The following is a 20,170-nucleotide window of genomic DNA, read 5'->3' as shown; positions in this document are numbered from 1 at the left end:
GAACAATAGGCAACACCAAATTAGGATGCTGCCTGTATAATTTAATACTTATACATGTAAGTAATTTAATTTTTTTAAAGTTAAGTAACATGCTCCATACAACCCGGCGTCGTTCCCAAGAATCGAAGGAAATACGATTGTTTCTTGATGATAAATTGGCATGGTTTCCTTTTTAATCTCAGAGTTGATGTCCTGTATAAACCGGTCCCCTTGCTCAGCAATTCCTCCCCCGATAATAATTGCCTCCGGGTTCAGAAGATGGATTATATTTGATAGACCAATGCTTATATAATGGATAAATCTTTTATACACGTCAGAAGCAATTGAATCTCCTTCTTCTACAAGAGCCAAGATTTCTTCTCCAGCGATTTTCCCTATAACTTCACCATTTTTGTTCTTTTCATCAATAAAGTCACTTACTAAGGCAGAGGTAGCAGCATATCTTTCAAAGCACCCTCTCCGTCCACACCCACAAGAACGTCCATTATGAATGATAACGGTATGACCAAGTTCTCCAGCTAAATGACGTGAGCCGCTTACAATCCTCCCATCTATGATTATGGTGCTTCCGATTCCTGTTCCTAATGTTAAAAAAACTACATCTTTCTTCCCTTGAATTGCTCCCTTCCACATTTCACCGAGGCAAGCACTTTTTACATCATTTTCTACAGTAACCGGTAATTTAAATAAATTGAAAAGTATTTCGCCTAACTTCATTCCTGAATAGTCGGGTATATTGTTGGAAAATAAAATTTCACCTGTTTCTTGATTTACAAGACCACAGGAGGAGATACCGATTCCTGCTATTAAAAAATTATTTTGGAGCTTTTTTATATTCTCAGTCAAAAGTTCAGGAAGCAGTTTTTGTATATTATTTTTAGGTGTTGGCACCTTATCTTTGTAGACCAATTGCCCATCACGATTTATTAGTCCAAATTTGATAAATGTACCCCCAATATCAAAACAAACTATATTTTCCACCTTGATCTCCCCCTGTTAAATCCTTCACCTTAATGAGATTAAAGTAATATTGAACTTTTGATAATTCAACTGACCCAGTCCTCTCTGAGGAAGCATTGGAAATCCCACAGGCACATGACCACTTTAAAGTATCTTCTATTGAAAAACCTTTCGAATGAGCAAAGGTAAATCCTGCAAGCATACTATCTCCTGATCCAACTTGGTGCGCATTTGTTAAAGATGGAATAACTGCCTGCAGTGTAGTATTTTCACTAATTAAAAGAGCACCTTCTCTTCCTAATGAAAGTAAAACGTATTTGGTACCCTTTTGGCATATATCCCGGGCGTACTTGATCATATCCTCTATTGATAATTGGTGTAACCCAATTAACCTGCAAAACTCTTCTCTGTTCGGCTTAATTAAAAAAGGCTTCCCCTTTATACCATGGGCTAGTGATTCTCCGCTTGAATCTAATAGAAAATACTTCCCTTTTTGATTCGTTTTTTCAATTATATTTCTATAAAAATCAGAATCGATTCCAGAAGGCAAACTACCGGAACCTACAATATAGTTATTCATTTCTAGAATGGTATCAAAAGTTTTCAAAAATTCTTCTCTTTCATTTTCTACTATATCTGGTCCTTGTTCAAGAATTTCTGTATGACCTTCTTTCGATTCAATTGCTAAACAAAACCTTGTCTCTCCCTCTATTTTTACAAAACGATTAATTAAATTGTAATTTGGGAGTTGCTCGGATATCCATTCGCCACTTTTACCGCCTAAAAAACCGGTGCAAGTAACTTTAGCCCCTAACTGAGATAATACACGTGATACGTTAAGTCCTTTTCCACCAGCTGTTTTATCTACAGTTGTAACACGGTTAACACCATCTAAATGAAAGACGGGTAGATTATACCGAATATCAATAGCTGGGTTTAATGTAATTGTAGCAATCATTTTTCTAACCCCGATTCATACTACCGCACATTTTAATTTTATCAGCAATGACTATTTTCATTTCTCTTACTGCATCTTTAAAATAATATCTAGGATCATTAGCATCTGGGTGTTCTCTTAAGTAACCGCGCAATCCTTTAGCAAAAGCGATTTTTAATTCAGTAGCAATATTTACTTTACATATTCCATTTTTTATCGTTTTTTGTACTAATTCATCGGGTAAGCCTGAAGCCCCATGTAGAACTAGCGGAATATCAACTTCTTTTTGGATTGCACTTAATCTTTCAATATCTAATTTAGGTTCCCCTTTATATAGACCATGGGCCGTCCCAATGGCAACGGCTAACGAATCAATCCCCGTTCTTGAAACAAACTCTTTAGCTTGAGTTGGATTTGTATAAATTTGGTCCTTTTCATCCACTTCAAGGTCATCCTCTACCCCACTGAGACGGCCGAGCTCCGCCTCAACAGCAACTCCAAATGAAGAAGCATAATCGACTACTTCACGAACGATTCGAATATTTTCTTCAAATTCGTGATGGGAGGCATCAATCATAACTGAGTTGATTCCACTATCAATTAAAGCTTTAATATCATTAACTTTTTCATGGTGATCTAAATGAAAACAAATTGGAATATCGTATCTTTTTTTTGAAGCCTCCATCATACTAATTAGAAATTCTTCCCCCATATAACTTACTGTACTAGGTGTAGCTGCAATCAAAACCGGTGAACGTAGCTCTTGAGCTGTTTCTAAAACTGTTTTCATCGTTTCTAAGTTATGAATATTAAAAGCCGGAACTGCGTAGCCTTTGGATTGTGCTTCTAAAAGAATCGTACTTCTTGATGTAATCAAGATAAATCTCCTCCATTCTTTATCTCATTTGTAAAAGGGTGAATCGTAACTCCTTTAACAACTCTGTTAACTACTCCTAATGGAGAAGGGTTATCCGGAGAAAAGCCTAGATTAATAGATTTATACATAGCAAAAGTTTGTGCGTATAAAATAAAAGGGAAAGTTAGAAGAATATCTTCATTAATTCCAGGAAGATCCACATAATAGAAAAGATCACTATACTCTTCTGCCACTTGATCCTTTAAAGATGAAATTGCTACTACTTTCCCTCGATTGGTTTCCTTGTAAATCTCTTCTAAAATGTCCAGGTCGTACTGTCTCGTATAAGGGTTACTAGATAAAAATACAAATACAACGGTATTCTTATCTAAAATGGACTTAGGGCCGTGTCTAAATCCTAATGAAGTATCAAAAGTAGAAGGAATTGTTCCGCCTGTTAACTCCAATAATTTTAATGATGCTTCCCTTGCCAATCCTTCAAAAACCCCTGAACCTAAATATACAACTTTTTGAAAAGATGAATTCGCTAGCTGTTTTATACTTTCCTCGCTCCCACTAATAATTGAATGACCAGCATGGATTAGTTCATCGACTTTCTTCTCCCATGTATGAATCTGTTCAATATTGAAAAGCAGTAGAGCTGAAAACAGCATAGTCGTAAAACTACTCGTCATTGCAAAACCTTGATCATTTGCTTCTTTTGGCATATAGATGACCAAATGATTCTTATCATTTTTCTTCTCTTGGGCCAGTAGTCCATCTTGGTTACATGTAAAAACGATTCCATAAAAATCATCTATAACTTGTTCTCCTAAATGAATAGCAGATAAACTCTCTGGACTATTTCCTGAACGAGCAAATGAAATCATAATTGTAGGAATATTCTTGCTTAAGTAAGAATATGGATTGGACACAATATTTGTTGTAGCAATACTCTCTACTACTATTTTTTTGTTATTTACAATTTGTTTTAAATAAGGAAGGACTGTGTCACCAACAAATGCTGATGTACCTGCGCCGGTTAAAATAATTCGTAACTGATCATGTTTATTTTCAATGCTTTTTAAAAATGTAAGAATTCGGTCTCTATTAAATAAAAGAATATCCATTGTTTCATTCCACAATCTAGGTTGCTGGGCTATTTCTTTTGCTGTATGAGTCGCGCCAACGTTCATTCTTTCATATTCGTTCGATTTTAATAGCTCCATTCTATTTCCTCCTATTTTAACTGTTAATGTCATCATTACCAGTTTGGTTAAATAGATACCTCTGTATCTATTTTTAGCACGTAGAAAACACTTTAAAAGCTGGTTTTAGACTGACCGCATGTATTCGTTTGATAAGCAGTCTTTAGTGCCTATTTCAGCTCTACTGTATAAGTAAATTTATCTCCTCTTGCAATCGAAATTGTATACTCAATTACTTTGCTTTGTTCGTAAGTTACCCGTTTAAGCATAAGACATGGTGCACCCTCAGTAATGTTAAGCATTTCTGATTCCACTTTATTAGCACTAACAGCCATAAAGCTTTCTAAGGCGCTAGAAATATTTACATTATACTGAGTTCTAAAGATTTCATACATCGGTGTATGTTGCAATTCTTCACTAGATAAATTTTTAAAATCCTTTACGGGTACATAGGAGGTTTCATATAACATCGGTTCCTGATCTGCAAGTCTTAACCGAACGATCTTAAATACCTCTTCTTCTACCGGTATTTCCATGACCTTTGCTACTTTACTGTCACAATTGATTTTTTCAAAAGAAACGACCGATGTCGTTGGTATTTTCCCTGCTTTTTTCATTTCTTCTGTAAAACTATAAAATTTTACGAGACTTTGGTTATACGTTCTTTGGGAAACATATGTCCCCTTGCCGTGGACTTTATAAATATAACCTTGTTTTTCAAGCTCTTGCATCGTCTGTCTTACCGTTGTTCGGCTAACTTGATAAGTGTCACATAATTCTCGTTCAGATGGTAGCTGATCATTTTCAGCAAGCTCGCCTGATTCGATTTTTTCTAATAAAATGTCCATTAATTGATAATAAAGAGGAAGTCGGGAATCCTTTTCTACCATGATTAGCTCCTTTAGTGGTATCTTTGTCATAACCAGTTGAATATACATCTATTATACATAATATTGAAAAAGATACCACATTATGTCGCGACAGAATTTTCTACAAAACTCTCTCTTCTGTCATTCTTAATTTTTTCTCATAGTCATCTAGTGAAACCATTGTTCCTGAAACTCTTGATTCTTCTGCAGCATAAGCGATCATATGACTTTTAGCAGATACAATTGCTGATGTTAAGCTGCCTTTGTCTTTTTTAGTAACGCGTTGAATGAAATCAGCCATAATACTTGTATCGGCTCCCATATGACCACCATCTACAGTTGATGGCTTAATTAATTCCTTCTTACCGGAAAAATAATTAACTTCAATTTCATTTTTCGTATCATTTCCAATTATTTCGCCTTTTGTTCCCATAATTTTAAAGTTACGGAATGTCTCATTTGTAAATGCAGTCATAGTAAATGCTACTGTTACGTCATTTTCAAATAATAAATTAACTACTTGATGATCAACAACATCATTATCACAGTGATATACACAGCGACCATATGGTCCCTCTTGAATTGCCTTAAGTCTACTTTCAAGACTTGAACTTGCTGAAATAACATTTGCTGGCCAAACATCGCGGTCGTGTAAATACCATTTTGCCGCTGAATAAGGGCATTCCTTTTCCACCTTACAACCATCCAAGCAGCGATCTGTTGAACCCTCTGGTGCGTTTTCCTTTTTAAAGTACGTTAAACTTCCGTATGAAGACACACTCTTACACTCTGTGCCAATTAACCACGCAAGCATATCCATATCATGGCAACTTTTTTGTAAAAGCATGGAGCTTGATTCAGATGAGTTTCGCCAGTTTCCGCGGACAAAACTATGAGCTTGGTGAAAGTAACCTACATTCTCATTCCACTGGATCGATACGATATCACCGATTACCTTTCGATCAACTACTTCTTTTAATGCTTGATAAAATGGCGCATATCTCATAACATGACATACCGTTAACAATGTATTATGTCTTTCTGCTGCTTCAGCTATTTTTAACGTCTCAATTGGTTCTGGAGACATCGGCTTTTCTAATAAAATACTGTATCCTTTTTCAATTGCCTTCATAACAGGTTTATAATGATTACGGTCTGGACTACAGATTAATAATGCCTCACACAGCTGTTCTTTTTCTAATAACTCAGTCCAATCTTCAAATCTCATATCCTCGGGGATGTTGTGAGCTTTTGCAAATTTTTCTCTTTTTTCTTTATTTGGCTCCGCTACAGCAATAAATTGAATTTCATGTGGATACTGTAATGCATATGATCCATATGCATAAAATCCTCTACTTCCCGCTCCTATTAACGCTGCTTTCATAATCAGTTTCCTCCAAGCTTTGTAAGATTTTTATTTACCACCTGTAACTGCAATTCCTTCAATAAATTGTTTTTGTAAAATCATAAATAAAATAAGCATTGGTAATATCGCTAAAAATGATCCTGCCATTAAAACTGGATAATTGGTTAAATATTGTCCTTGTAATGATGACAAACCGACGGACAATGTCATTGATTCCGGTGAGCTATTAACAATCATTGGCCACATTAATTCATTCCAACTCCATAATGTCGTAAAGATACCTAATGCAACTAAACCTGGCTTTGCTAAAGGAAGCATGACTTTCCAATAGATTTGGAAATGATTACAGCCATCTAATCTAGCTGCCTCCTCTAATTCCTTTGGTAACCCCATAAAAAATTGTCTTAAAAGGAATGTACCAAATGCGCTAAATAAACCTGGAACGATTACTGCCTGTAAAGTGTTTAACCAGCCTAATTTCACTATAATCATATATTGTGGTAATAAAAAGACTTGCCCTGGAACCATTAAAACCGATAATGCGATTAAAAAAAGAATATTTCTTCCCGGGAACTCAATTCTGGCAAAAGCATATGCAGCTAAAGAGCATAATAATAATTGACCAATTGTGCGAATGACAGTGATGATTAGCGTATTAAACATAAATTTAAAGAATGGTAGTAAATCAAACACCTCTTTATAATTTACCCACTGGAAATGCTTTGGAACAATAACAGGTGGAACATGAATCGATTCAGCATAAGTTTTTAATGAAGTTAATAACATCCATATAAAAGGGAAGACCATCGCCAAGGCGCCGACAATTAGAATTAAATGAATTAAGATTGTTTTACTTGTAATATGATGTCTTGCTTTCTCCAATGGTTACTCCTCCTTCAATCATAATGAACCCATTTCTTTTGCAAAACCATCTGAATCGCTGTAATGATTAAAATAATGATTAATAGTAAAACTGCAATTGCAGCTGCATAACCTTTGTCATTTATTACGAATGCATGTTGATAAAACAAGTACACAATTGATTGGGTATTCTCGAGTGCTGTACTGCTTTTCCCAATCATCATAAAAATTAAATCGAACACTTGGAACGCTCCAATAAAGGACATGATTGTTACGAAGAATATAACCGGGGAAAGTAACGGTAGTGTTATTTTAAAGAAGACCTTGACTGGCCCTGCACCATCTATTTCCGCTGCTTCGTAATATGATTTTGGAATGCCTTGTAGTCCTGAAAGAAAAATAACCATGTTGTAACCAAGTCCACTCCAAATTGCTACTACAATAATTGAATACAATGCAATTTTTGGATCACTTACCCATTGTGGACCTTTTATTCCAAAGGTGGATAAAAGATAATTTAGGAGCCCATAATCCGAATTATATAACCATCTCCAAACCATAGCGATCGCTGCTGGCATTGTAATAACAGGTAAAAAATATAAAGTTCGATAAACAGACTTGCCTTTAATTTTTTGATTTAAGAGAACTGCTATAAGAATGGATAAAAAAATACCAATCGGAACTGTAAAAACGATATAAATTCCTGTGTTTTTAAACGACTGTAATAGGTTAGAGTCTTCTAGCATTCGTTTATAATTGTCTAATCCAGTCCACTCATATTGGCCGAATGCTCCCCATTCTGTGAAACTAAAGTAAATCGTTTGAATGATTGGCCATAAATAGAAAATAGTTAAACCAATCATTGTCGGTGCAATCATACAATACGCCCAAAAATAATCTGATCGTTTTTTCGTCTTTGAAAGGCTTGGTATTTTTAATTTACTATTTGATTTCACTTCAACTTGTAAAGGCATTTCTTTCACTGTATTCACTCCTTTTAAGGGAAATAAAGAGAAGAAGTAATTTTAGGCTTTAGAAAACTTCTTCTCTCCATTTTTTTAGTTCTTAGCTAATGCCTCGTCTGCCTTTTTCGTTAATTCTTTCGCAGCATCTTCAACACTTTCTTCATTACTCCATGCCTTTTTCAGGATATCTGTTTCATACTGCCAGATTTCACCGGTATTTTTCACACTAGGTAATGGAACAGAGTAATCAACTCCATCGATAAACGCTTGAAGATTTAAGTTTGGAACAGATTTTAACCAAGCATCTTGTGTACCATTATAAGCAGGAATCACAGTACCAGTTTTCGCATATACTTCTGCTGCTTCTTTAGAACCTAGGAATTGCACAAACTTCCAAGCAGCATCTTTATGCTTCGTATTTGCCGCAATAACGTTTGCTAACCCATGAATAGAAACTGCACGTTGTTTTCCTTTTGGTACAACAGCTACATTTAAATCTGGATTTTTCTTATATTCTGGAACCATCCAAGGTCCATCAAACATCATAGCAATTTTTCCAGAAGAGAATAACTCTGATGGGGCTGTTTCCGTCATTTGAGCTTGAGTTGGAGACATGCCTTCTTTTATAAAGCTAATATTATATTTAAGTGCTTCAATCGCCTCAGGTTGATCAAATCCGACTGATTTACCATCATCAGAAATAATATGTCCACCATTTTGCCAAATGAAATCATAATAGCCGCCTTGATTACCCATTAAAGCTGCAAATCCGTAAACTCCCTTATCTTTATTTGTAAGCTTCTTAGCTACCTCTTTTAACTTATTCCAATCCCAAGTATCATCTGGATAAGGTATTTTCGCTTCATCAAAAATCTTTTTGTTATACCAAAGTCCAGTAGTATCAAAGTCTTTTGGAATACCATAAAGCTTTCCATCTACTGTATAAAGTTCGACTAATGACTTCGGATAATTATCTAAACTATAGTTGTCCTTTGATGCTAAGTCACTAAGTGGGACAATTACTTTACCTTCCGCATATTGGACTACATGTGGACCATTCATCCATAAAACGTCTGGTAATGCTCCTCCTGTAGCAGCTGTTTCTAGCTTTTGGAAATATTGTGCATAAGGAGTAAGCTCAGTTTTCACTTTAATATTAGGGTACTTTTCATTAAATAACTTTATAATTTCATCAACCGCGGGAACTTGCTTCTTATCCCAAAAACCGTAAGTAATTTCAACCTTTCCATCTTTTGCATTCCCCGATGTGTCATTGCTACCACATCCAGCTAATCCTAGTAATCCTAAAGTCAAGGTTAGTAGCAAAACAAGCCACTTTTTCATCTAATTCCCCTTCTTTCTCTTAAAAGTTTAATAGCTCTTTAGTCCAGTAGTTACTCTAAATGACATGAATCGGAATAATATGCCTTATAAACATGTTGTAATGATGTTATTACCAGTTAAATTGAAAAGGCTTACAAAAGTGTTTGTTTCTGTTATTAAACGGTCAGTTCACCCCCTGTATTCATTTCATAATACCTTCTTAGTAATGATGTCATTACCAGTTGTAAGTAGTATATCACCCTTTTTTTAAATCATGAATACTTTTTTTAAATTTTCCAAAAAATTAAATCGACATATTTCACCATGATCTCCCTTATTTAGTTACTATTCTCAACTATTGATGACAACAAAAAGAACCTTCAATTTAGTTTGAAGGTTCTTTACCTTTAACTATAAGCTAGCTCTTTTTCGCTTAATCCAAGCGCTTTTGAAGTTGAAGCCTGAATTTCTTCCAAAAGTTCTGGATGTTCTTGTAGAGATAATCCAAATGAAGGAATCATTTCTCTAATTTTTGGTGCCCATTCCATCATATGTTGTGGGAAGCATTTTTCTAATACTTCAAGCATTACGTGAACAGCTGTCGAAGCACCTGGAGATGCTCCAAGTAATGCCGCTATTGAACCATCAGCTGCACTAACTACTTCAGTACCGAATTGAAGTGTCCCTTTCCCTGCTGGAGTGTCTTTAATAACTTGTACACGTTGACCAGCAACTACGATATCCCAATCCTCACTCTTAGCATTTGGAATAAATTCACGTAATTCTTCCATACGTTTTTCATTCGACAATAAGACTTGTTGGATTAAATATTTAGTTAAAGCCATCTCTTTTACGCCTGCTGCTAACATAGTCATAACGTTATTTGGTTTTACAGAACTAATCAGATCCATGTTTGAACCTGTTTTTAAGAACTTTGGTGAAAACCCAGCAAAAGGCCCAAATAATAAAGACTTTTGGTTATTGATATATCTTGTATCAAGATGCGGAACAGACATTGGTGGTGCACCAACTTTAGCTTTTCCGTATACTTTTGCATGGTGTTGCTTGGCAACCTCTGGATTGTTACATACTAAGAATAGTCCACTTACAGGGAAGCCTCCAATATGTTTTGACTCTGGGATGCCAGTTTTCTGTAGTAATGGCAGACTAGCTCCTCCACTACCGATAAAGACAAATTTTGCAAAGTGGGAATCGATGTTACCAGTGCTCATATCATACACTTTCACTTCCCAACCGCCATCACTAGTGCGTTTAATGTCCTCAACACTATGTCTATAATTTATTTCTACATTATTACTCTCTAAGTGCTCAAACATCATACGTGTTAAAGCGCCAAAGTTCACGTCCGTTCCTGAATCTATTTTTGTTGCCGCTATTGGCTCATTAGATGTGCGTCCTTCCATGATTAGCGGGATCCATTCCTTCAACTTTTGAGCATCTTCCGAGTATTCCATCCCTTTGAATAGAGGATTTTTGGAAAGCGCTTCAAATCGTTTATTCAAAAATTCCACATTTTCTTTACCTTGCACTAAACTCATATGAGGAATTGGCATGATAAATTCTTCTGGATTCCCAATCAAGTTTTTATTTACAAGATATGACCAAAATTGTCTTGAAAGTTGAAACTGCTCATTAATTTTTATTGCTTTGCTAATATCAATCGATCCATCAGCTTTTTCTGATGTATAGTTAAGCTCACATAACGCAGCATGTCCCGTACCTGCATTATTCCACTCATTAGAGCTTTCTTCTCCTGCCTTTTCTAATTTCTCGAATACTTTAATTTCCATTTCCGGTGCTAACTCTTTTAGTAATGATCCCAAAGTCGCGCTCATGACTCCGGCACCAATTAAGATAACGTCTGTTCTAGTTTGTCTGTTGCTCATAATAACCTTCCTTTTCCCCTTTTTTTGCAAAAAAGTAGGTTTTCCTGCTTAGGTGTCACAAAAAGCAAGGCACCACCTAGGAACACACCTTTTCTGTCTCAATTATATCTTATTAATAGTATAACACATTTAAACTACATTTTAATAATAGTATATCACTATTTAATTATAACCAATTAATAGTATATTTCTATTATAATTTGTCCAAAAAATTTTTTTCTTTATCTGATAATTATAAACTATTTAAACAATGTAAAAAAGTTAAAAATCTATCATTAAGGTCCTTATTTTAGAAAAACAAATTCTGACCCACTATTATTTAATATTCCCTACCTTTATATAGTAAGCGCTTATTTTAACTTTGTCTCGTGAACAATTTATAATATCTGAAGGAAAGATTTGCTTATTATTTTAAAATTATTTAATGTAACCAAAATTTAGTCTAAAACTACTCCAATTTATGTAAGTTATACACAAAAAAGAGACTGTCGAGAAAATCCCGACAGCCTAGTTCAACTCAATTTGAGTCCTTTCATTCCCCGTTCGAAAAAATATATTTTCTATTTATATAAACATTTACTTTTTGAACGTCTTACATTCTCTGTCAATTACGGTTGATCCATTACTTTTCACTGTTACCTTTATGTTTAAACGTAACGCTGATTGTATGATTCTTAGTTATATTCGTAAACGTGTACGTATTATTTTTTAACTTTGTATCTACTCCATCAACTTTAAACGTTGCAACCTCATAACTTCCCTTAGCAGGTGTAATTTTGAATGTTTGATTTACACCTTGATCTAATGTAAGCACTCCACTTGGGCTGATCGTTCCATTGCCTTCAGCTGATGCTACAATTGTATATACGATTTTCTTGAACGTTACGTTAATTGTGTGGTCCTTCGTTATATTCGTAAATACATAGGAGTTATTTGTAAGATTTGCATTCACGCCATCAACAGTAAATGTAGCAACTTCATAGCCCTTATTCGGTGTAACCGTAAACGTTTGATCTTTCCCATGGTTTACAGAAACTTTACCGCTCGGACTGATCGTTCCATTGCTTCCAGCTGCTGCTGTGATTGTGTGTACGATTTGTTTAAACGTTACATGAATTGTATGATCTTTTGTTACATTCGTAAACGTGTACGTATTGTTTGTTAATTGTGCATCGACGCCGTCTACTTTAAACGTTGCAACTTCATAACCTTCATAAGGAGTAACAGTATACGTTTGGTTTGTTCCGTAATTTGCTGTAATTCTACCGCTCGGACTAATTGTACCGTTACTTCCTGCTGTTGCCGTGATAATGTGAACGATTTGTTTGAACGTTACATTGATCGAATGATTCTTCGTTACATTTGTAAATGTGTACTCGCCGTTTGTTACAGTAACTTCTTGCCCGTCAATACGAACGCTTCCAATCTCAAAACCTGTATTCGGTGTGATTTTGAACGTTTGATTTGATCCATGTTTCACTGAAGTAAAGCCTTCGGGATCAATATTACCGTTGCTGTCAGTTGTTGCCGAAATCAAATGTGATAAATCATCACTTATGATAATCGTAAATGACGTGTCGATATAACCAGGCGCAGAAATTGTAAAGTGATAATCACCTAAGTCATTAAATAATGATCGATCAACAAATGTCAGTTCTTTAGCTGTAAGCGTGTACTTGCTAGAATCAACGACTTTGCCATTTAGTGATACAACAGGGTTAGCTGCAAGCCAATCTGAATCTTGATTGTAGCTAGTAGTGATTTGCGTATCTTCTTGAATATAAGCGATTTTTGATGCAAACACTGGTGCATTGTTCTTAACTACTTGAGTTACCTTTGTGTCCGGGTAGCAATATGCCGTAAACTTAATCTCTTTGTTTCCTGTTGTTGTAAATGCTGTTCCAGGAAGTGTTATTGTGATATTGCTCTTATCTGATGAGATTGTCGCGTCAGATTTAACCGATACTCCCTCTACTGTAATATCACCAGAAACTGCCTTAGCTGCATTTGCCCATCTCATATTTTCAGTATTATTAGGTACTGTAATAATCACTGGTTTATTAATTCCACTTGGCGTCAAGTCCGGTGTTGGTGCCGTTCTTTGAGCAAATGGTTGAGCGATTGTGATTGGCGTAAAGTAAGGTGATATGAACTTAACGTTCTTGTTACCTGCAGTAGTATTAGATTGTGTTGCATTTCCATCAATCGTTACTGAACCTGTTCCATTTTTTACAGATGTTGTGACATATGGTTTTACTGATGAAACAGATGTGAACTGAATAGTGACATCACCATTATCTATCGTTTGATCTGACGTTGGTGCAAGTAAAATTGAGCTTCTCCATAAAGGATTATCATCCCCGTTAATAGAGTAAGTAATCGTATCGCCAAACTGAGGCGTTTCTGTAGTTGACGAAAGTGCAATTGAAGGTGCAGTTTGTGGTGTAACAGTTGCATTTACATTAACGTCAGCATAACCTGGAGCTGAAACAACAAAGCTTCTTGTAACTGCAGAGCCACCATTTGTTCTTACTAAATCATATGGAATTGTTAATGTTCCTGCTGTTTCATCAATCACAACTCTAGTTTTGATTGAATTTCCAGCAAATTTAATATTACCAGTAGCCTTCACTGCCGAAATCCAATCAGATGAAGCAGTACTAGGATTGAAATTCATCACTAGGTCTTTTCCAGCAAAGATTGTACCAGTAGGAGCTGTTAGGGTAATACCTTGCTTGTATAAAGGTTGATTAACCGTAGCAGTTTGGTAATTTGTTGCTATGACGCTTATCGCTATGCTTCCTGGTGCTGTAATCAACGATTTATCTATTTTAATAGGTGTTCCTGGTGCATCGACTATAATATTATTAGCCGTAAAATCTGCTCTTAGAATTGTAGTGCCACCTATTTGAACTGCTGTTATTGCATCTCTCCATGCTTGTGTATCGGTTGTAGCTCCAACTCCAATTGAAATTGGGTTTGAATTATTATCATTAAAATATCGATTTGGTTCAGCCGTTAATGTTGGAGACGCGAACGCATTAATTCTTTGCGAGAATGAATACGTGTCATAGTTGTCCGCTGCGATTGAAATCTTCCAATCTGCTCCATTTAATGATGGCGTCGAGAAAACGCCTGCCGGAATCGTAAAGTTAAATGTTGTTGCATTTGCAGGTGTTACTTGGTTAAAGAGAGCAGCTAATTCATCTCCCTTAAAGTTTTTAACAACATTATTACTTGGATCGGTTACTGTTATTGAATTAATATTCGATTGCCAAATATCACGATAGTGCGCAGCTGTTGAGCCCGTCGTATCTGATCGAGTGAACGTCAACGCTTTTCCAACTGTTGCAACGTTGTTTGGTGACAATAGTGAAAAGCTATTTCCTCCACCATTTTGCATTTTAAATTTTAAAGAGCGATCCATATAGCCTGGTGCCTTGAACACAATTGTGTGGACTCCTGCTTTTTTGAACAATGATGGATCAAATTCATATTGCCCTTTTCCATTTACAACTTTTTCGGTAATCGAATTTGTTGAAACGCCATTATATACGTTAGTAGCTTCTTTTCGGTCGACTCCATCAATCAGAATTTGTCCACCTGCTCCGTCTACTGCAGCTCTCCATGTTGTGTCCTCAATTTGTGTAACTGTAGATGCACCCGATACAACGTCTGGTGTTTTATAACTTACAGAAAATAATTGAAACGGATTAACTTTTCCATAATATACGAAAGCGTTGCTATCACTTGTTTTAATATATGGCACTGGTTTTACAACAGTATTAAATGCAGCAAGATCTGAACCGCTTGGTAATGTGCCTAACCCAGTGATCGTTATTGTTTTACTTGTAGTTAACACGATTTTTCCTTCTAAAGTTGAAGCATTTGGTGCAGTCGTATTATATTTTCCAAAGTTTTTGATGATGTATTCAAAGTCGGTATAATCAATTGTACCGTCGAAGTTTAAATCAGCATTTCTAGTGTAAGTTGATGGTGTGTCGACAAAGCTATTGTAGGCTGCACTTTCTGCCTCAATGTCTTTCATATCGATTACATCGTCATCATTTACGTCACCTGCAAGCATGATTGCATTCGGAACAAAATAATTTCCTCCTGCTGCGTAATTATATTGTCCTTCAGTATTAACAGCTAATGTACCATAGTATGTTAAATGACCTGGCATTTTCATTGTAAAGTTGTATGGTTTATTTCCTGCTTGCATAGGAAGGTCAGTTGTGAATAAACCATTCTGAACAATCCCTGGATTTGCACTTGTAGCGCCGGCTGTAGTATCTTCAGCTACCTGTAATTTAGACGTAATACCACCTGCATTAGGGTCTTCAAAATTAATCTCAACGCCCGAATCAGTAGCTGTTATTGGCGTTGATCTACCAAATACATTAGAGGTCGGATAGTTTTGAAATCCTTCTGGTCTAATACTGCCACTAATATAAGCTGAGCCTCTAATATAAAGTTTTTTATCAAGGAATGTAGGGACTCGATCCATCCCGTTTTTCCCGCCTTCATATGTTGTGATTTCCGGGATATTCGCTGAACTTTGAAGCCATAATGTATCTAATCCAGCATCATTTGTCACTTTGTATTTAATATCAAGAAGAGGCATTTCTTTGGCAACACCCTCGCTCATTGTGTCTGCTGTATTTAATACACCTTGAGCTTGTATATCTTTTGGAAGATTGAAACTGAATATAAAATCGCCATTTACATCCGTGTCTTGATGAATCCAAGTCTTATCAGCTGTGATACCCTTTGTTGCTAAAAAGGCTTTATATTCTGGACTAAAATCGATATCCTTAAGTTCAGCAAAATAAAGGCTATCAATATAGAATTTCGCTCCAACAAGATTTTTCGGATATTTAATAGATAAAGTTGATTTAAAGTTGTCTCCTTTTGAGACTAATGTTTTATCAACAAGGAAGTCAGGGTCGACCCCATTTAATGTAGTAGAACCAGGTGAATCTAATCGTGCGAAGCGATTCACTACATACTCATTACCTTTTTTAACAAAATAATAAAATTGTCCTTGCGTTTCAAGATTACCTGCAAAAGAATAATCTTCAGGATAAATTCTGAACTGTACCCCGTAATTTTCTTTTTGAGGGTCAGCATCAGTATTCACGAGGTCCTCTTTACTAATACCAAATTTAAATTGTCCATCACCACTAGGAGTAAGGAAATAATTGACGTAAGGTGCTGAGTTTGAATCACCGAGCATTCCGTCAATTCTACCTAAAGATTGACTTACATCTGTATCAGTATCATAGTTAGGTGGTGCAGGAACTTTCGTTTCATGCCCAACATTCTTCATATAATCAACATTTGAATCATAAGCCTTTCCTGAGAACCATTTTAGCGCTCCATCTGTCATAGGACCATTTGGATCAATTTCATAAATACCTGGTTCACTACCTTTATCCATTTGTACTGTTGGTGGAGTGTTATCAACATAAACTGTGCTGTTTTTTTCATATAACTGACCACTAGAAGCGTCTAAAGCACGCGCTTGTATTGTATAGCCACCTTCTCCAAGTTGCTTTTGGGTTGATTGTTGTTGTGTCAGTTTAACTGATAAATTAGGATCATCCTTGGAAATTGGATCTTTATAAGGATAATAACTACCATTAAGTAATAGCGGTGCATAAACTAGATTACCAAGAGTAAAAGCAGAAAGATTAAATGTAGCAATATATCCTATATATTTACTGCCAGTTACATCCATAATATAAAGTTTAAAGCCGAATGAAGGGTCTAATGGACTTTTCACTCGAACCTCTGCCCAAGATTGAGGAGTAACAGCAAATGTATTAGGATTAAAGTTTTTATCGCCACTTAGCGTAAAGGCTTTTCTTTGAATTCTAAAATCTAGTCCTCTACTTTGAACGTTAATAGCAAGAGGCATACGGTAAGTTTCATCAGGATTAGCTGTATTAACAAAGTTAATATATGCCTCATAATACCCACTTGCTGCTGAAGCAGGGGCATTGAATTTTACATTTAGTTGAACTGTTCCTCCTGCTGGAACTGTAATTGACTTTAATTCAGTCTCAGGTGATGTTGCATTACTTATACTAATTTTAGCGCCTTGTTCCTTACCATCTTGTCCGCTTGTCACAAACGAATCCTTAAAGAATACACTTGATGCATCGAAAGTCTTTTTACTATCTCCATTATTAGTAATATACAAGTCGCCTGTTTTCGTAACAGAACCGTCTAGTGAACGAGCTGTATAACCAAACGAAAACGAACCTGTTGTATTTGCTACTGTAATGATATTGGAACTTGACGAATCATCAGTTGATGACCGCGATTGAATATAGTCCTTTACTTTAAATTGCATATCAGAATGCACTGCCTGATATGGATCAGCTTTACCTGAGCCAATCTGGAATAAGCTTTTTTGTGAGTCGATAGCATCCGCTGTTTGCATCAATGCTACTTTAACATCTTCAGGCTTATAGTTTGGATGCGCTGATAAAATCAATGCTGCCATACCTGCAACGTGAGGAGTAGCCATTGATGTACCAGACATTGATTGGTAAGCATACGAATAATCTTTGTTATCTGGTTCCCATATATCATATGGAGCTGTTGAGAAAATATCTATACCTGGCGCAACTACATCAGGTTTAATTGCTAATGAACCTGAAACAGGACCAGTGGAACTAAAACTAGCAAGTGAATTACCTGGCATTGTGAAGTTTCCAGCGTTCGATACAGATATTTTTTTGATCGAACCTTCTTTAAAAGCGTTATAGAATTTTGTTCCATCATTCTTGCCTATTTGTAAAGTGTAAACCGTACTACCCTTAGAACCAAAATAAAATGGATAATACCCTTGCTCATCAAATAGAAGATCAGGATTGTCTGTTGGATTCCATAAAATCATCGCTTTAGCATGTTCATTAGCCGCGTACATCATTAGTTGGTCCATAGAAGCGGCACCACGCTTAACAATAACAACCTTATCTTTCACATCAATATTTTTATTACGTAAAGAATCGTACCAAGCAGGTGTGCCATATCCAGCATCTACGATATCATACTGAGTCAATCCACTAAGCTTTGAATTCGATTCTGAGAAATCCTTTCCGATTAAACGAGTATTTGTAATCGAAAATGAATCTTCTCCTGATGCTCCATATGAATGAATGTCAAACATTGGAATTTGGGTAGGTGCAGCAATTGCGCCGACAGTTATCGCCTTTGCTGAAGTCCCCGGTGTCCCCAATGTTCCAGCCCCCGGCCCAGAATTACCAGCAGCAATAACCGCAGTAACTCCAAGATCTGAAATATTATTAATTGCAACCGCATTAGAAGACAAAGAATCATTATAATTCGCACCAAGTGATAAGTTAATTACTTTACACCCATCCTTATATGATTGTTCAATCCCTGCCATAACAGCCTCATCTGTACCACCATGAGGACCTAACACACGGTAAGCATATAACTGAACTTCTGGAGCAACTCCTCTAAGTGCATATGGAGAACTGTTTCTTGATTGACCTGCAATTGTTCCAGCTACGTGAGTTCCATGAGAAGTAATATAATTATGATAATCCGTTGGAAAGTTTGGATCTTGTTGATCAGATGGAAGTGAATCATTGGCATTCTTTGCAGCTAACCAGTCAGAATAGACCGTTTCCATTGGGTCGTTGTCATTGTCTACAAAATCCTTACCGCCTTGGTATTCTCCAGCAAGATCTGGGTGATTATAGTCAAGACCTGTGTCAATAACGCCGACTTTTACCCCTTTTCCTGTGATGTTTTCGTTTTGTAGATCGTGTATTTTTAACCAATCAAGAATTGCTGTTTCACCAGATTGTGGACCTTCTGGACCTGGAGGTGGAACAGTCCCAGACTGCGTATTAACTGTTTTTTCTGATACAGAAGAGCTCTCTTTAGTACTACTTGTTGCTTGTATATTAGAGCGATTTAATCGAATAGTTGATAATAAATTAGGATTTGTTTTTTGATCTGAAACCTTTCCGTCTCCTGTTGCGCTCGCAGGAGCATCGATTGACTGAGAAGCTGGAATTGGAGCATATTTAACATTTTGATAGACACTCTTTACGTAAGGTAATGCTAACAGATCATTAAGGGAACTTTTAGGAATTTTGACAGCTAAACCGTTAAATACTTGAGTATACTCTCTTCCTATTTTAATAGAGCTAGATTCGCCTGCTGCTTTCAATTTTTTAGACTCATTACTAACAAAGCCCTTAAAGTCACTGTGTGTTTTATTTACTTCTGTTTGAGCACTTTCTAACGTAACAGCAGGTGTGTTTTCTTGATTAACAGAAAGTTTTCCAGAAGATGCATTCTTCTGTTGATTTTTCATTTGAATTGGAGCTGGATCAACATTAAATTGAATAATTAAATCTAGTTGGTCTGAAGAATTTAATAGCTTTGGATCAAATTGTAGCTTCTCTAAATATAAATTTTGTAATTGTTGTGCTTGAGTCAAGTCAAGTTTGCTATTACTGCCTAACTGAACAGTTTGACTATTACTTGCAAATGTTCCACCTGTCATGGCAAACGCCGGAACTGTGTATCCTAGTAGTGTGGAAGTTGCAAGAAACGTTGACATGACCATCTTTTTCATTTTACGATGGCTCATACCTTTCTCATTTCCCTTCTTAATTTAATATAGAGTAAAAGTCCTATTCCCCCCTAGCCATTTCCCCCTTTTAACAACAAAATTTTTATACTTTTAAAAATTTTACGACAATTAAGTCGCCATTCTTCATTATAATTTGGGTTATAAGAACAGTAAATTGGGGAATTCTAGCGTAAAATGCGGGACGAAACTTGTCATTTTTTGTTAAAATTTGAGGTGATTTTCATTTTCTCATTGTTTTACATGAGTAATTTATATAGATGGATTTGGGGGA

The 20,170-nt window shown here is 36.0% G+C and carries 11 protein-coding genes; all 11 read right to left on the bottom strand.

Translation table 11 applies throughout. The features are described from left to right. Nucleotides 1-48 precede the first annotated feature (48 nt). The 11 genes from CN925_RS02615 to CN925_RS02565 all read right to left on the bottom strand — a co-directional run bounded on the left by CN925_RS02615 (nucleotide 49) and on the right by CN925_RS02565 (nucleotide 19,896). Entirely contained in the window at nucleotides 49-981 is a 933-nt protein-coding gene (locus tag CN925_RS02615) for an ROK family protein (RefSeq protein WP_180232808.1), read from the bottom strand. After that, nucleotides 959-1,918 carry a 1-phosphofructokinase family hexose kinase gene (locus CN925_RS02610; RefSeq protein WP_098844487.1) on the bottom strand — a complete coding sequence of 320 codons (960 nt, stop codon included), beginning with the start codon at nucleotides 1,916-1,918 and terminating at the stop codon, nucleotides 959-961. Before CN925_RS02610 ends, CN925_RS02615 begins: the two co-directional genes overlap by 23 nt. Before the next feature lie 4 nt (nucleotides 1,919-1,922). Continuing rightward, on the bottom strand, nucleotides 1,923-2,774 hold the full coding sequence (gatY, locus tag CN925_RS02605) for a tagatose-bisphosphate aldolase subunit GatY (RefSeq protein WP_098844484.1): 852 nt from the start codon (nucleotides 2,772-2,774) through the stop codon (nucleotides 1,923-1,925). Beyond that, nucleotides 2,771-3,982: an SIS domain-containing protein gene (locus CN925_RS02600; protein ID WP_098844482.1), complete on the bottom strand. Its 1,212-nt coding sequence runs from the start codon at nucleotides 3,980-3,982 to the stop codon at nucleotides 2,771-2,773. The genes gatY and CN925_RS02600 overlap by 4 nt, the downstream gene beginning before the upstream one ends. A 149-nt stretch (nucleotides 3,983-4,131) precedes the next feature. Beyond that, a complete protein-coding gene (locus CN925_RS02595; protein WP_098844479.1) occupies nucleotides 4,132-4,851 on the bottom strand; it encodes a GntR family transcriptional regulator in 720 nt (239 codons plus the stop codon). Nucleotides 4,852-4,951: 100 nt separating this feature from the next. Then, on the bottom strand, nucleotides 4,952-6,217 hold the full coding sequence (locus CN925_RS02590) for a Gfo/Idh/MocA family protein (protein WP_098844477.1): 1,266 nt from the start codon (nucleotides 6,215-6,217) through the stop codon (nucleotides 4,952-4,954). Between the two features lie 27 nt (nucleotides 6,218-6,244). Then, nucleotides 6,245-7,003, bottom strand: a complete 759-nt coding sequence (locus tag CN925_RS02585; RefSeq protein ID WP_098844594.1) for a carbohydrate ABC transporter permease — start codon at nucleotides 7,001-7,003, stop codon at nucleotides 6,245-6,247. Nucleotides 7,004-7,092: 89 nt separating this feature from the next. Next, nucleotides 7,093-8,031 (bottom strand): carbohydrate ABC transporter permease, encoded by a 939-nt coding sequence (locus CN925_RS02580; protein ID WP_180232809.1) that lies wholly within the window; start codon nucleotides 8,029-8,031, stop codon nucleotides 7,093-7,095. An 84-nt stretch (nucleotides 8,032-8,115) separates the two neighbouring features. Beyond that, nucleotides 8,116-9,366, bottom strand: coding sequence for an ABC transporter substrate-binding protein (locus CN925_RS02575; RefSeq protein ID WP_098844472.1), 1,251 nt, complete (start codon nucleotides 9,364-9,366; stop codon nucleotides 8,116-8,118). A 386-nt stretch (nucleotides 9,367-9,752) separates the two neighbouring features. Next, the gene (locus CN925_RS02570; RefSeq protein ID WP_098844469.1) at nucleotides 9,753-11,252 is read right to left on the bottom strand and encodes a malate:quinone oxidoreductase; all 1,500 of its coding nucleotides are present in this window, start codon (nucleotides 11,250-11,252) and stop codon (nucleotides 9,753-9,755) included. A 622-nt stretch (nucleotides 11,253-11,874) separates the two neighbouring features. Further along, nucleotides 11,875-19,896, bottom strand: a complete 8,022-nt coding sequence (locus CN925_RS02565) for a S8 family serine peptidase (protein ID WP_098844466.1) — start codon at nucleotides 19,894-19,896, stop codon at nucleotides 11,875-11,877. Nucleotides 19,897-20,170 lie beyond the last annotated feature (274 nt).

The sequence above is a fragment of the Bacillus sp. AFS055030 genome (assembly GCF_002574545.1).
GTDB lineage: Bacteria > Bacillota > Bacilli > Bacillales > Bacillaceae_G > Gottfriedia.
Note: the sequence above shows the minus strand (reverse complement) of the source record. Positions and strands in the feature narration are given on the sequence as shown.